The sequence below is a fragment of the Demequina sp. NBRC 110052 genome, assembly GCF_002090075.1.
Lineage (GTDB): Bacteria > Actinomycetota > Actinomycetes > Actinomycetales > Demequinaceae > Demequina.
Map to the genome: position 1 here is coordinate 1 of NZ_BBRI01000004.1, position 13,583 is coordinate 13,583.

Consider the following 13,583-nt stretch of genomic DNA (forward strand, 5'->3'; position numbering starts at 1 on the left):
ATTCCACGAAAGGCCACCCAATGACGGGTGGCCTTTCGTGCGTTCAGGGGAAGATCGAGGTTCGTGACACCGGGACGCTAGTCTGACCTCACCGATCGGCCGGGGCGAGGGGGACGCGATGACCTGGAACGAGGGGCCGCCGAGCCATGTGAGATTGCCCGACGCGGGCTGGCTTCCTGACCCGGCGCGGTCGGACCTCGAGCGCTACTGGAGCGGCACTGCGTGGACGAGCCGTACGCGCGACCGCGTCACCAAGATCGAGACTGGCGTGAACCCGGGCATGGCGCGGGGTGTGGAACCGCGCGTCGGCGACCCACGCGTCGGGCGGGCGAAGCCGCGCTGGAAGGGACGCCTGGCGGTGTACGCGCCGCTGATGGTGCTGGTAGTGGTGCTGGGGTACTTCGGCAGGCTGCCGTCGTTCGTGCCGTGGCCCGACGCGTTGACCAGGCCCGCCCCGAGCGGGCCGGCGGTGGCGTACCCCGTGTTCGGCTCGGACGAACTGGTCGAGTACCTGGCGGCGTCGATGGTCGCGCAGGAGGAGCGCATCGACGTGGCGTTCGTCAACGGACCGGACGCGGCCGAGGTCGTGAACGACGCGATGTACGAGGCTCTGACTCAGAACCCGTACGTGTTCGTCGTCAATTGGAACGTGTGGGTGGGGCCGACGCGGCTTGAGATCGAGCCTGAGTATGTGTACGACGATGCGGAGGCCGCGCGCCGCAGGGCTGCGACTGCGGTCAGCGTGCAGCAGCTCGCCGCGGCGCCTGAGGTGGCGGCGGCCGCCGGCGATGAGGCCGCGCTGGCGACCGTGGTGCACGACCTCGTCATCGACGCGGGCCAGTACGACTACGGCGCGTACGACGCGATCAATGCGGGGGAGTCGTCGAGCACGTCGGCGGTGGTGGCCCGCTCGCAGGAGGCCTATGGCCTGCTTGGAGAGGGCACAGCGGTGTGCACGGGTTATGCCGAGGCGTACCTGCTGCTGGCCGACGCTGTGGGGCTCGAGGCGGTCATCGTGACCGGTGAGACGCGCAGCGGCTACACGACGGGTGGGCATGCCTGGAACCGGGTGAAGGTCGATGGCGAGTGGCTGGTGATCGACACGACGTGGGACGACACCGGGTCGATCACGGGGCGCAGCGACTACGTGCTCCTCGGCGACACCGACTCGAAGCTGGGCTCGCGGACCGTGGACCTTGACTGGGTGGTCGACGGAAGTCAGACGCTCTACGGGTTCTGACGCGAGGCGGACGACTTCATCCGATTCGCGCGACAACTGTCAAGCCTGGCGGTACGTTGGTGCACAGCACATTCGTGCTGATGAGTCTTACCTTCCCCGGGGTAAGCAGGGGGCATTTCGCTGGGGAGGCCTGACGAGGGGTCTCGCATGTCCGCCACACCACACCACCGGCAGTTCCATGCGCCCCACGAGGCGCCCGCATCTCGAACAATGGGGCACACTCGTGCGGGCGTCGTGGCAGTGATCGCCGCTCTGGTCGCGTCCGTGCTCGTCGCGGCGCCAGCCGCAGCGGCCGAGTACGACCCAAGCAATAACTACGACGCGGACAACGGCTATGCGGGCTTCACGTGGGGCAACCCGTACCTGTGGACCGACGTCGACGGCGACGGGCTTCCGGACGACGGGGATGAGGTGGTCTACCCCTTCGAGCTCGACATCGACTTCGCCAGCGTGGCCCTCCTGGGTTTCACGATCCCGGGGACGGTGGCGTCAGGTGCATACGGAACGTCCGGCTGGTCCACCAAGGTGACGGTCGGCAGCGCCATGCTCGCGGCCGATGGCTCGGGCCCGTCCTTGAGCGGTGGGGCTGTGCAGCTCACGCGCAACTCAGACGGGGGCCTGGTGCCACTGAGTGTCTCCGCGCCGCCCGTGCTGTACACGGCCTCAACGATCAACATCGTGGTCGAAGAGACTCACGGCAACACGACGGACGGTCTTCCTGCAGAGGGTGACCGAGTGACCTACACGGTCACCACCCGCATCAACGGCACTCCCGACACTGTGATCAACCTTGGAGGGCTGACGCATGCCGTGTTCGTCGACGGCCAGGCGCTCCTGATGACGCCCTGGGTCACCGTCACTGCGCAGCACATGCTCGATGGTGAGGTGCCTCTGCCTCCGTCCGCAGCGGAGATCCACTACCTCGATGGCACCGGGGCTGCCGTGGCGATTCAGGAGTCCTACGCGCCCGACGCGGTGGAGACCGAGGCGATCGATGTGTCGTTCGACGCGGACGTGACGCTCCAGTGGCGCGACGCGACGCGTAGCACCACCCGCGGGCTAGGCGAGGGCGAGGTAGGTGACCTCATCGACTACTCGCTGCACATGGAGAACACCGGCAACATCACCTTGGATCTGGTCGAGGCGTCGCGCGTGTCGCCCAGCTACGGCGGTGGGCTCGTCGGTGCGCGCACTGACGCCGCCGGGCTCGCGCCGGGCGCTTCGCTCCCGACGCCCTCGTTGACCGTGGCGAACCTGAGCAGCGACCCGGACGTCGGGGGCGCTCTGCAGCCCATGCATGTGTCGTCCGCAGACCTGACTCGCGGCTACATCGACATGGAGTTCCGGCTCGCGGCCGCGCCCACCCTCGCGATGTTCCTCGACGGGCCCGCTTCTGCGACGGTCACCGTCACGAAGCGCTTCTTCCTGCGCAAGCTCACGACGGACGTGACCTGGAGCGTGGAGTTCGAGCTGCTCGACTCCAACGGCGACGGCGTAGGCCAGGTGGGGGAGCAGATCAGGCGCACGTGGACCGTCACCAACGGCGCGGACTCCGAGCAGGCGATCGAGATCGACAAGGTGTGGTCGCCTGTGGTGCCTGAAGATGCCCAGCCCACTCAGTCGCCGGCTCTGTCTGGACGAGTTGTGAGTCCGGGTGAGAGTGCATCCGACGCGGTCGTCTTTGACATCCTCACCGGTTGGGTCTTGGCCACCTCGTTCGGCGTGACCTTTCACGGCGTGATCGATGACGAGGTTCGCCGACTGAGCGACGTGGGCGAGGGGTTCCCGCTCGGCCCCTACGTCGCGCCCGCGACGACGCTCGACGTGACCCACGACTACGTGGATACCAATGGCGACGGCTACCCGAGCATCGGCGACACGGTGACCTTCACCAGCATCGTCGAGAACACGGGCGCCTACCCGCTGACGGAGATCGTGCTGAGCGATGCCGCGTCGGACGTGCTGGGCACGCTCCCGCCCGACGCTTCACTCGCCCCGGGTGCAACGCTCACGTGGGACGTGGTGCATGTGCTGACGTGGGATGACTTCAACCGCGGGTCGCTCACGTACGACGTGACGGTCGACGCCACGGGACTGTCGCAGCTGACCGACAGCGACACGGTGGTGGGCGTGGGCTTCGCGGCGCTCGCGGCGGACCTGACCGAGCCGACCGAGGGCGTCATCGTCCTCTGCGTGGACGGCGTGGAGGTGACCGAGCTCGAGCAGGGCGCGTCTTTCACCGTGCACGCGGGCGACTGCGCCGGCCCTCAACTGGGGCCTGACGACAAGGTCTACGTGTTCTCCACGCCGATGATGATCGGCAACGGACACGTGGCGCTGCTCGTGCCGACGAGCCTGGAGCCTGGCGCGCACAGCGTCGCCGTCTATGCGGAGAACGGCACTCTGATCGGGTGGGCGCCGCTGGACGTGACGGCGCCTCCCGTGGTGGTGGAGCCTGTGGTGACCGACGCCGAGGTGGACGCGATGCCCGCGACCGGACCTGACGGCAGCACGTGGACGCTCGCGTGGGTGGCGCTGCTCGCCGTGGTCCTGGGCGGCGCGGCGGTTGCGTTGCCGCGACGTCGGGAAGGCGGGCGCTGAGCCGATGATGAAGTGGAGATGACCACCGAGTCGGGCGTTCCTATTGGCGATCGATGAGCGCGAAGGTGAGTGCCTGAAGCGTCTCGCTGGTGCCCGCGTCGATCTTCACGCTCGCGCGGCGGTCGCCCTTGGTGGGGCCGCGGTTGATGATCACGATCGGAAGGCCGCGCCGGTGGGCGCGCTCCACGAGGCGCACGCCCGAGTTCACGGCGAGCGACGAGCCCACGACGAGCAGCGCGTCGGCCTCGTCCACGATCTGTTCGGCGGCGCGCGTCTGCGCGACGGGGACGTACTCGCCGAAGAACACCACGTCCGGCTTGAGGATGCCCCCGCACACGGAGCAGTCGGGCACGGTGACGTTCTCCCAGGTGTTTGGCAGCACGTCGCCGTCGGGGCCGAGCTCGATCGCCTCGGGCACGGCCAGCGCCGGGTTGTCGGCTTCGATGCGCACGGCGATGTCGTGGCGCGAGAACTGCGCGCCGCAGTCGAGGCACGTCACCGTGCGCATGTTGCCGTGCAGCTCGATCACTCGCCGCGAACCCGCGCGCAGGTGCAACCCGTCCACGTTCTGCGTGACCAGTCCGGTGACGATCCCGGCGTGATCGAGCGCGGCGAGCGCCTCGTGCCCTGCATTGGGCTGCGAGCCGGCGAAGGCCTTCCAACCGAGGTGCGATCCCACCCAGTAGCGGCGGCGCTTCGCCTCGTCCCCGATCAAGTCATGCGCTGTCATCGGAGTGCGGCGTGGCGTGTTCGCGCCACGGTAGTCGGGGATCCCTGAGTCGGTGGACACGCCGGCGCCGGTGAGGACGCCGATGGAGCGGCCTTCCAGGGCTGCGACCGCGCGCGAGACCGCAGTGGCCAGCTCGGGGCGCTGGGTGTCCTCGATCGTCACGCGATGCCTCCGGGGTGTCTCGCTCCCACGATGGTCGCATGAACAACCGTGGGGGTCGTGACATGCCCGGCTTGAGCAGCCGCCTGACGGGTGGCGACGCCTGCCTGCCGCGCGGAAGGCGCTAGCGTCGGTGGGTGAGGCGCCGACTCCGCAGCAGCAGGGCGCCGCCCGCGGCGGACAGCGCCGCGGCGAGAACTGCGGCCGGCAACGCGTTCGCGGGTCCCGTCTCGGGGAGCTCGGAGCTCGGGCTCTCCTCGCCGTCGGTTCCTGGACCGGATGGCGTCTCATCGGTGGTGAAGTTCCACTCCGTGGTGGAGGAGAAGCCGGGGAAGTCGCTGAACGGCGTGACCGATGCCTCGAAGGCGCCCGAGTCGATCAGCACGTAGTAGTCCGTCGAGAAGTCGAGGTCAGCCGATGGGTTGATCATGACCGTGTCGTTGAGGACGTTCGTGGTGGAGACCGAGGCGTCCGTGGTGACGTCGAAGGTCTGGACGACCGCGTCGTCGGATGCGCGGTGCAGTGTGATGTCGCCGAAGACGGCCGTGATGCTGCGATCGAAGATGATGCTGAGATTGCTGTCCACGGGCGCGTCGGTCGTGTCGTCAGCTGGGCTGAGCGACAACATCTGAGGGGCCCCAGCGTCGCCGGTGGTGAAGTCCCATGCGCTCAGCACGGTCAGGCCAGCGAAACTTGCTGGTGTCACCTCGGTGTCCGTGACCGCGCCCTCGTCCACGAGCACTGAGTAGTGGGTGTTGGGTGCGAGCACGGCGGCAGGATCCAAGGAAAGCATCGAGCCGGACAGCGTGACGTTCGGGGCGGAGACCGCCGCCTGCTCGACCAAGGTAGGCGCACCGTCGTTGCCTGCGACCGTGACGTTGTCGATCGCGATGTCGTCACCGGTGGCGGAGACCCCGCTGAGCGAGATGGTGACTCGCAGCGTCAACGTGGTGCCCGTGCCCGTGATGGGGCGTGCAAAGGAGCGTGCGGAGCTCGAGAGCTGTTGACCTGTGTCAGATGCCTCGAAGGTGCTGTCCAGGCCCTCGGTGCTGAACTCGAGAACAGGCTGGGCGCCGCCTCCGTCGATGATCGCCTCGACGCGAACCCAGTCGTTCTCGTCTGGCATGAGGGCTGACGCGAAGTCTGCGCTGAACTCCAGGTATGTGGCTCCGGTGATGTCGATGTTCTGCCACTCGACGACGACGGGATTGGTTCCTCCGAAGGCGACGCCAGTCGCCTCGAGGAAGCCGCCTGAGAACCCCGAGTAGGCGGTGCGGTCGCCAGGGGTGTCGCCGCCGAAGTCGCCGCCACCGGCTCCGTCGTTGCGGCCGAAGATCCCGTCAGGGGCGAATGCCGGGTCCACATCCGCGAAGAAGGAGCCCGTGGTGACGGTGAGAAGGGACGTGTCGTCCAGGGTGTCCTCGAGCAGCGTGACGGGGGTGGTCTGCAGCAGCGTGACGTTGCCGCTTCCGGCCTGGATGGGGCTACCGAAGTCGATCGTGAGGTTGGAGGTGTCCGAGACGCCTGTCGCGCCATCCGCGGGGCTGAGGATCACCTCGTCGGGATACGGCACCGCAGCCGATGCAGAGGTGCCGATGGTGCAGACCGTGAGGGCAGCGAGAGCGGCGGCGCTCGCGCCGATGCGGGTAGGGCGGGCGGAAGTCACGCGTGAACTCATCTCGTCGATTGCCGGGGTGCGGCGGAAGGGTTTGACGCCAACGTAGTGGAGGGCGGTGGCCTGGGCAAGGGTGGCGTACGCGCCTTGGTGCGAGGCCGACGCTAGAGCAGCCGCCCGATGAGCGCCGCCGTGCGCGCTGCGACATCCGTCTCCACATCGCGGGTAGGGGACCTTGTGCTGGAGGGGGCCGCTGTGTGCCTCTGTGGCGGCGGGACCTGTCGCGTCAGGCGTGAGTGCCAATCCGACGCCGTGCCAGCACCAGCGCTCCGCCCAGGGCGAGCAGCGCTGCGGCCGACGCGGCCGTCCAGGTGCCGTTCCATCCGGTCGTCGCGAGCACGGCGGCGACCTCGACCTCGGAGCTCACCGGCTCGCTCGAGGCGGACCGCACCTCGAGGTGGTGCGTGCCCGCGGTGGCTTCCGCAGGGATGGTGACCTCGGCGGCGAAGGTGCCCGCGGCGTCGGCCGTGACCGTGGTCAGGAGAACCGGGCTGGAGAGGAACCAGAGCTGGAGCTCCTCGCCGGGTGCGAACCCCTTGCCCGTGACGGTAATGCTGTCGCCGGGGGCCACATCGGACGGCGCCTCGAGGGCGGCGGGCACGTCGGCCCACTGGGCGTAGACCGTGGTCGCGGCGGTGATGGGGGCCTGGAAGTCGAACTCCGCGCCTCCGGTGGCCGCGGTGAACCAGCCCGCGAAGGTGTAGCCGCCGCGCGCAGGGTCGGAGGGCGCGGCGACGGTGGTGTTGTAGTCGACGGACTCGAACCAGGAGGCGTTGCCGTTGCCGGGCTCGAAGGTCACGTCGTAGGTGTTGATGGTCCACTGGGCGTACGCGGTGGTGTCGCTCGTCAGTGCGGCGTCGAAGTCGAACTCGGAGCCGCCGGCGGGCGAGTCGAACCATCCTGCGAAGGTGTAGCCCGTGGCACTGAGAGCGGCGGGTTCGGCGGTGGTCCCGCCCAGGTTGACGTCCCGCGCGGATGGAGCCGTGCCGTGGCCGTTGGCGTCGAAGGCGAGCTGCACGAGCGCCTGGGTGCGCCACGTGTCATCGCCCGTGTCCCACGTGGGCGACGTGTAGCCCGAGCCTGCATAGCGCTGGTAGTAGGTGACGAGCGGGTCGCTGTTGCCCAGCCCGTGGGTGCCGACGAACGGAGCCGGTCCGAGCATCGTGACCTGCGTGAGGGGATTCGTGTCGAACGCCACCGAGTCGATCTGGGTGATGCTCGCGGGCAGCACGATGCTCGAGAAGGGGTTGTTCTTGAATGCATGCGTGGCCACCCGCGTGACGCCCTCGGCGAGGTTCACGGTGGTGAGGTCGTTGCTGGCGAACGCCGAGTAGCTGATGGTCTTCACGCCACCCGGGATGCTCACCTCGGTGAGGTCGTTGCCCGCGAAGGAGTACTCGCCGATGAAGTTGAGACTGTCCGGGAGGGACAGGCTCGTGAGGCTGGCGCCCCTGAAGGCCGCGAAGCCGATCGTCGTCACGCCTTCGGGGATGGTCAGCGAGGTGAGCGCAGTGTTCTCGAACGCCATGTCGCCGATGGAGACCAGCCCAGAAGGCAGCTGCACCGTCGTCATGGGGTTGTTCCGGAAGGCGCTTCGAGGAATGGACGCGAGTCCATCCGGCAGCACCAGCGAGCTGATGCCGGCACCTTCGAACGCCCTGGGGGCGAGGCCCGTCACCGAGCCGGGAAGGGTGACGGCACCGAGCGCGGTGGAGCCGAATGCCAACTCGCCGACTCCTTGGAGGCCCTCGTGGAAAGTGATGTTCGTCAGGCCGGAGTTCGCGAAGGCGCCGTTTCCGATCCAGAGCACGCTGGCGGGGATATCGACACTGGTGAGGTTGTTGTGCGCGAACGCGCTGTCGCCGATGGTCCTGACGTGCGAGCCGAGCGTGAGTGATGTCAGTGCTTTGTTCGCGAATGCCGAGACGTTCACCGCGGTGACGCGGTACGGCTGGCCGGTGATGTAGACGATGTCGGGGATCACGACGTCGGAGCCCGCCGATGCGTCGTAACCCATGACGGTGGCGCCGTTCTCGATGAGGAAGTCGTCCGCGAAGTACGAGATGCCATCAATGGTCACGTTCATCGGCACCGCTCGCGCCGGCGTCGCGACGAACGCCGCAGCGATGATCGAGGCGAGCAGGGCGAGGCTCACGCGGGAGCGGTTGCGGGTCATCCTTGGCCATCCCTCGGCATCGTGGCGCCGTCGGGGTCCGGCGCGCTTCCGTACGACGGTAGGGGGTGAGGCGCGATCTGGCAACTTGCCTCCGTTTTTTGGTGGGGTTGTCGCTTGTGCGGCTCCGGCTTGTGGCTGGTTCTCTCCCGCGTCGTCCGTCCGCGCGGTAGGTTCGAGGAGTGGTGGACGAGGAACTGCACGGATACCAGGGGCGCGAGGAGTGGATGGGCGTCGAGTACGTCACGCTGCGTGACGTGATGCCGGAGCATCCGCGCGCGGTGATCGTCGGGCTCAACCCGTCGCCCGTCTCGGTCGCGGCCGGGCACTACTACCAGGGCCAGGTGGGACAGCGGCAGCTTCGGCGGCTCGCCGCCGCCGGGCTGTTCAGCCTGCCCGACGGTGAACGGACCTTCGAGGCCGCCGCACTTGCCGCTGAGGTCGGGTTCACCGACATCGTGAAGCGGCCGACCGTGGGGGAGAAGGACCTCGTGCCAGGCGAGTTGGAGCATGGGCGATCGTTGTTGGCATCGAAGCTGGGCGAGCTCGAGGTGCCGCTGGTGGTGTGCGTGTTCCGTCAGCCGGTCGAGGCGCTGCTCGGGCGTTCCGCTGCTGGTGGACCCGGTCTGCAGGAGGCGCGGACGGCGTGGGGCGCCCAGGTGTTCAGGATGCCTGGGCCGTACGATGCTGCTGCTAAGGCGAGCGCTGTGATGGGAGAGCTCGTCGATCTACTTGGGCAACTGCCCTTCGACGTCTGACGTGCCTGGCCTCGCAGGCTTCGGCCGGTACGCAGCGGCGAGCCCCCGAGCGTTGACGGCGCGCGTCAAGAGGACGATGTATGCGGACGCCAGGATCCCGAAGACTACCGCGGCGAGTATCAGCAGCCCTGATACGGCGTCGCTCGCGGACTCGACGCTCAGCAACCCCTCCGCTGCTAGCGCGCTTAGGTTGGGGTATGTGGTCGACGCAGCGTGCTCTGCGATCAGGGACACGGCTACCGTCGCGGCTACTGCAACTATCTTCGCGCCAAACTCCGCTAGGAACGCGCGCTGACGGAGCGACTGGGTGTAGAGGTCACGTAGGAGTTGCTCTTCTATCGCTTCGAGCTCCAGTGCTGTGGGGTAGCCGTGGATCTTCGGTTCATCGACGGAGAAGTCGACATCGTCGGTTGTGAGCAACGAGAACTCCAGTACTGGTTTTCCCGCTGGCAGCGCCCTTGACTCTCGTTCAAACTCCCGGACCGCGACGGTCGAGAGCGCAAACTGGTAGAGCCCAATGGCGCATGTGCCAATCACGATGAAGAGCGCCGCGACAGTGACAACGCTGTTCACGGCGCTGCTCGCAGGTGCTCTAGTACATGTGTATCCGGTCTCGGCGCAGTGACGAAGCAAAGGACTCCGGCCAAGAACATGACTGCCCAGCACGAGAAGCAAGTGACGAACCAAGCAGCCCAAATATCTGCTTCTGGAAACCCGATGCCGCCAACGACAGTTGCGAGCATCAGCATGCCTGTGACGCCCACCCCGAGATACACCCATCGAGACCATCGCAGGTAGCGTTGCACGCTCAGCACTCGAGTCAGATGCGGTTTCCGGCGATACTCGAGCGGCCAGAGCCTCACGCCGCGGCCTCGATTCGCGCGTCGAATCTCAGTACCAGATCGCACTTCGCCACCCATCGCTGAAGACTTCGGGAACAGCTGGCATCGACGCCGCAAGACCCTGGTCGACTCTCCGAGCGGTCCATGCCATCGCGCCGGCGTCCAGGAAGTCGTCCAGATCAACGCCGCGTGTTCGGAGCACTCCGTGGTCAGGGTTCAAGGAGAGGCCCTCGCCCTCGAGAAGCGACATGCGAAGGGTCGCGCCCGCGAACGTCTTCTTGTAGTGCTCGATCGGGGCGTCTGACATTGCTCGGAAGCTCACTTCGGGATGGCCCTCGCGCACCGTCAGTGTCGCTGACTTTGCGAACGCGTCGACCTCAAGGATCTTGTCTCCAATTGCCCATGCCTGCTTGGACAAGCTCGTCCCGCCTGTCGCCGCGATGGACGCTGCGCGAGCGGCGTCGTAGCTTGCTGCTTCGAGAGCTGCTCGCACAGGTGTTGAGAAGACCGAACTGCTCCGCGGCTTGGTGAAGGCACGCGCTTCGGTATCTGCCGCACGCTTTCCGCTGTCCGGAATGCCGATGGGGATATCTACCACCATCACAGTTGCTTGCCACCGCTGGGCCCCCGTCTGTGCGGCGGAGGCAATGTTCGGCGCGACGAAGGCGTCGACGAACCTCGTCTTGTCCGCGACTACTACCACCCAGCCGCTCTTGCACCCGTCCAATCCAAGAACTGTCATGAGGTGAGCCTGGCAGAACGCTCTGACACGGGCAACGGATTTCCCTCCTGCGGCACATTTGTGAGCCGCGCTGAGTACGGTGGCTGCATGGCGACGACACCACGAGAACTGGCGAATCGAATCGGTATCGATCAACGCAGGATCCGGGTCTTCCTGCGTTCCGAGTATCGACCGAACGGTGAGGATAAGAATGCGCGCTGGCTGCTCGATGATGAGCAGGTGGCGGAGGTGAAGAAGCATTTCGGGCGATGACTCGGGCTTGGTGGATGTGGCGGGCCGATGTAGGCAGCATGGGTGTTGCTTTGGGGGTCCTGCCGCATCTCTGGGACGCACTGAGGCAATCCATGTAGCCTGCGTTGGAAAGCCATCTCTGCGGGGTGGAAGGCGTTGTTCTGGTAGCGCGAGGGGGCGTGTGTCTGCATGAAGGCTGGCGACGAGCTGCTGAGTTCGGTATTCAGCAAAGATCATCGGTACGTGATTCCGATCTTCCAACGCCCTTACGTGTGGGACGAAGAGAAGAACTGGCGTCCACTTTGGAACGACATTCGCAAGGCAGCTGAGGACGCCGAGTCGGGCGAGATGGCAGACGAGGACAATCCGCCGGAGTACTTCCTCGGAGCTCTTGTTACGCAGCACCGCGCACCGGTTCCTCGTCGCAAGCCCACTTCGATGGTGATCGATGGGCAGCAACGGATGACTACGTTGCAGGTCTTTCTGGCTGCGGCGCGACGGGTTGCCGCTGGGACGGGCGCAATGCAGGCTGAGGGTAGTTTCGCTGCTCTGATTGCCAATCGGGTGGGTGAAGACAGCGAGTTCCCAGAGGACCGTTTCAAAGTCACTCCACTCGAGCCTGATGCCTCCGCGTTTGAGTGGGCGATGCGGGAGCCCGGGTACGAGGCGCCGGCCGCAGATCCTCGCCATCTGATCGTCAGAGCGTCCCGGTGGTTCGAGTCGACCCTCAAGTCCTGGGTCGAAGAGTCGGATCGGCCCGCCGACCGGCTGGATCTACTTCACTTCGCAGTCGAGAACCGGGTGAAGGTCGTCAGCATCTTCCTTGATTCCAAGGACGACCCGCAGGTGATCTTTGAGGCGCTGAACCATCGTGGCGTACGTCTAGACGCAGCAGACCTGGTGAAGAACCTTCTGTTCCAGACTCTCCACAGGCAAGGTGATCAGGCCCAGGAGCACGCTTTGCTCAAGGATTACTGGGCCGCGCTCGACGGGGGCCACTGGCGGGAAACTGTGACGACTGGCCGCATCAAGCGTGTCCGGGTGGACCAGCTCCTCGCCTACTGGCTCGGTGCCCAGCGAGGCGAAGAGAGCTCGGTTGAGCACCTGTTCGAGGAGTTCAAGCGCTGGTTGAGAGTGTCGGGCGCGCGAGCGGCGGACGTGATCCGCAGCATTCGTGTGTACGCCGATGCGATGGACGCCCTAGTCGCGTTGCCGATGTCTGATCCCGTCGCGCAGATGATTGACCGCCTCGAGGTTGCCAACGTCACCACTCCGTGGCCCCTCCTGCTCTTCCTTCATGCGGAGGCCGAGGTCCCTCCTGCCCAAGCACGAGCCGGCGCCCTGGCGATCGACTCGTACTTGATGCGGCGGGCGATTTGCCGCCTGACAACGAAGGACTACAACCGACTCTTCGCGGGGCTGCTCGGCGAGATCAAGCGCAATGACCTCGAGCACGCAGGCGACGTGCTTGTCGATGGACTTCTCCGTCAGGATGCCGAGAGCCGCTACTGGCCGGGCGACCGCGAGTTCGCACTGGGCCTGTTCAACTCGAACCTCTACCGCGACATCGTACGGGCGAGGCTTCGCACATTGCTGATAGGGCTGGAGAACCATCTCTTAACCTCTCGTGCTGAACCGGCAGTCCCGCACAGCGCCAGGTCGAAGTCGCTCACGATCGAGCACATCCTGCCCGTGAAGTGGGAGACGAACTGGCCCTTATCTGCGGATGCTAATGAAGAGGACAGGGAGTCGCGGCTTTCGGCGGTCCACTCCCTGGGGAACCTTACGATCGCAACGCAGAGCTTGAACTCTGCGCTGAGCAACGATCCGTGGGCGAAGAAGCGGCGGACGCTTCAAACCCACAGTCTGGTTCGAATCACCACCGCCTCTGTCTTGACCTTTCCCCCGACCGCGAGCGAGTGGGACGATGCAGCTTGGACTGCGGTCTGGGATGAGAAGCGCATTCAGGCGCGGGCTGTGTGGCTCGCGAAGCTCGCAATCGAGGCGTGGCCGCGCGGTGGCGGTGACGGCTCACCTCCGGACCCCGAAGCCCTCGCGGTTCAGGCTGCGCCTGGCACTAGCGAAGCGTCAACGCCTGCGGCGGTTCGAGGCGAGCGTGCCGTGCATGAGATTCAAGGCGATGTCTTGCCTCTCATTGCTGGTGGGCTGGTCATGCCTGGAGACAGGCTTCGATACGTTGCGATTCGGAGCGGCGAAGAGTACGAGGCGATGGTCCAATCATCAGGGGGCCTGGAAACGGCCGCAGGGCAGTTCCGGGCTCCGTCGACAGCGCTCGGAGCCCTCGTTGGCTACAGCATCAACGGTTGGACAGGTTGGACCCACGTGCCGACCGGGAAGACGCTGGCGGAGCTGCGGGAGATGGTGTGAGGGGCTTGTTGGTCCGCGCGTCCAAAGGCTCAGTAACGCGCCCT

General features: G+C 66.4%; 10 protein-coding genes. 5 read left to right on the forward strand and 5 right to left on the reverse strand.

Features of this window, described 5'->3' with window-relative positions; translation table 11 throughout:
* The first annotated feature begins 118 nt into the window (after nt 1-118).
* Both B7K21_RS10925 and B7K21_RS10930 read left to right on the forward strand, forming a co-directional pair.
* Entirely contained in the window at nt 119-1,240 is a 1,122-nt protein-coding gene (locus B7K21_RS10925; protein ID WP_084075503.1) for a DUF2510 domain-containing protein, read from the forward strand.
* A gap of 234 nt (nt 1,241-1,474) precedes the next feature.
* Nucleotides 1,475-3,841, forward strand: coding sequence for a hypothetical protein (locus tag B7K21_RS10930; RefSeq protein ID WP_159448502.1), 2,367 nt, complete (start codon nt 1,475-1,477; stop codon nt 3,839-3,841).
* Nucleotides 3,842-3,881: 40 nt separating this feature from the next.
* Here the strand turns inward: B7K21_RS10930 and B7K21_RS10935 are convergent, their stop codons facing one another.
* The 3 genes from B7K21_RS10935 to B7K21_RS10945 all read right to left on the reverse strand — a co-directional run bounded on the left by B7K21_RS10935 (nt 3,882) and on the right by B7K21_RS10945 (nt 8,581).
* Nucleotides 3,882-4,727, reverse strand: a complete 846-nt coding sequence (locus B7K21_RS10935; protein WP_144016221.1) for a Sir2 family NAD-dependent protein deacetylase — start codon at nt 4,725-4,727, stop codon at nt 3,882-3,884.
* Between the two features lie 127 nt (nt 4,728-4,854).
* Nucleotides 4,855-6,396 carry an Ig-like domain-containing protein gene (locus B7K21_RS10940; protein ID WP_144016201.1) on the reverse strand — a complete coding sequence of 514 codons (1,542 nt, stop codon included), beginning with the start codon at nt 6,394-6,396 and terminating at the stop codon, nt 4,855-4,857.
* Between the two features lie 235 nt (nt 6,397-6,631).
* Nucleotides 6,632-8,581, reverse strand: a complete 1,950-nt coding sequence (locus B7K21_RS10945; protein WP_084075507.1) for a leucine-rich repeat protein — start codon at nt 8,579-8,581, stop codon at nt 6,632-6,634.
* A gap of 182 nt (nt 8,582-8,763) precedes the next feature.
* Here B7K21_RS10945 and B7K21_RS10950 point away from each other — a divergent pair, with 182 nt between their 5' ends.
* Nucleotides 8,764-9,336 (forward strand): uracil-DNA glycosylase family protein, encoded by a 573-nt coding sequence (locus B7K21_RS10950; RefSeq protein ID WP_234989291.1) that lies wholly within the window; start codon nt 8,764-8,766, stop codon nt 9,334-9,336.
* Here the strand turns inward: B7K21_RS10950 and B7K21_RS10955 are convergent.
* Both B7K21_RS10955 and B7K21_RS12660 read right to left on the reverse strand, forming a co-directional pair.
* Entirely contained in the window at nt 9,307-9,909 is a 603-nt protein-coding gene (locus tag B7K21_RS10955) for a hypothetical protein (RefSeq protein ID WP_084075509.1), read from the reverse strand. The genes B7K21_RS10950 and B7K21_RS10955 overlap by 30 nt on opposite strands.
* A 318-nt stretch (nt 9,910-10,227) precedes the next feature.
* Nucleotides 10,228-10,920 (reverse strand): DUF429 domain-containing protein, encoded by a 693-nt coding sequence (locus tag B7K21_RS12660; protein WP_159448503.1) that lies wholly within the window; start codon nt 10,918-10,920, stop codon nt 10,228-10,230.
* Nucleotides 10,921-11,007: 87 nt separating this feature from the next.
* On the opposite strand from B7K21_RS12660, the gene B7K21_RS12665 reads away from it, so the two are divergent.
* Entirely contained in the window at nt 11,008-11,172 is a 165-nt protein-coding gene (locus tag B7K21_RS12665; protein WP_159448504.1) for a hypothetical protein, read from the forward strand.
* A gap of 168 nt (nt 11,173-11,340) precedes the next feature.
* A complete protein-coding gene (locus B7K21_RS10965) occupies nt 11,341-13,539 on the forward strand; it encodes a DUF262 domain-containing protein (RefSeq protein WP_084075510.1) in 2,199 nt (732 codons plus the stop codon).
* The last annotated feature ends 44 nt before the right edge of the window (nt 13,540-13,583 follow it).

Coding starts and splice junctions, on each gene's coding strand:
- B7K21_RS10965 (WP_084075510.1), top strand. CDS start 11,341: ATGAAGGCTGGCGACGAGCTGCTGAGTTCGGTATTCAGCAAAGATCAT.
- B7K21_RS12665 (WP_159448504.1), top strand. CDS start 11,008: ATGGCGACGACACCACGAGAACTGGCGAATCGAATCGGTATCGATCAA.
- B7K21_RS10925 (WP_084075503.1), top strand. CDS start 119: ATGACCTGGAACGAGGGGCCGCCGAGCCATGTGAGATTGCCCGACGCG.
- B7K21_RS12660 (WP_159448503.1), bottom strand. CDS start 10,920: ATGACAGTTCTTGGATTGGACGGGTGCAAGAGCGGCTGGGTGGTAGTA.
- B7K21_RS10945 (WP_084075507.1), bottom strand. CDS start 8,581: ATGACCCGCAACCGCTCCCGCGTGAGCCTCGCCCTGCTCGCCTCGATC.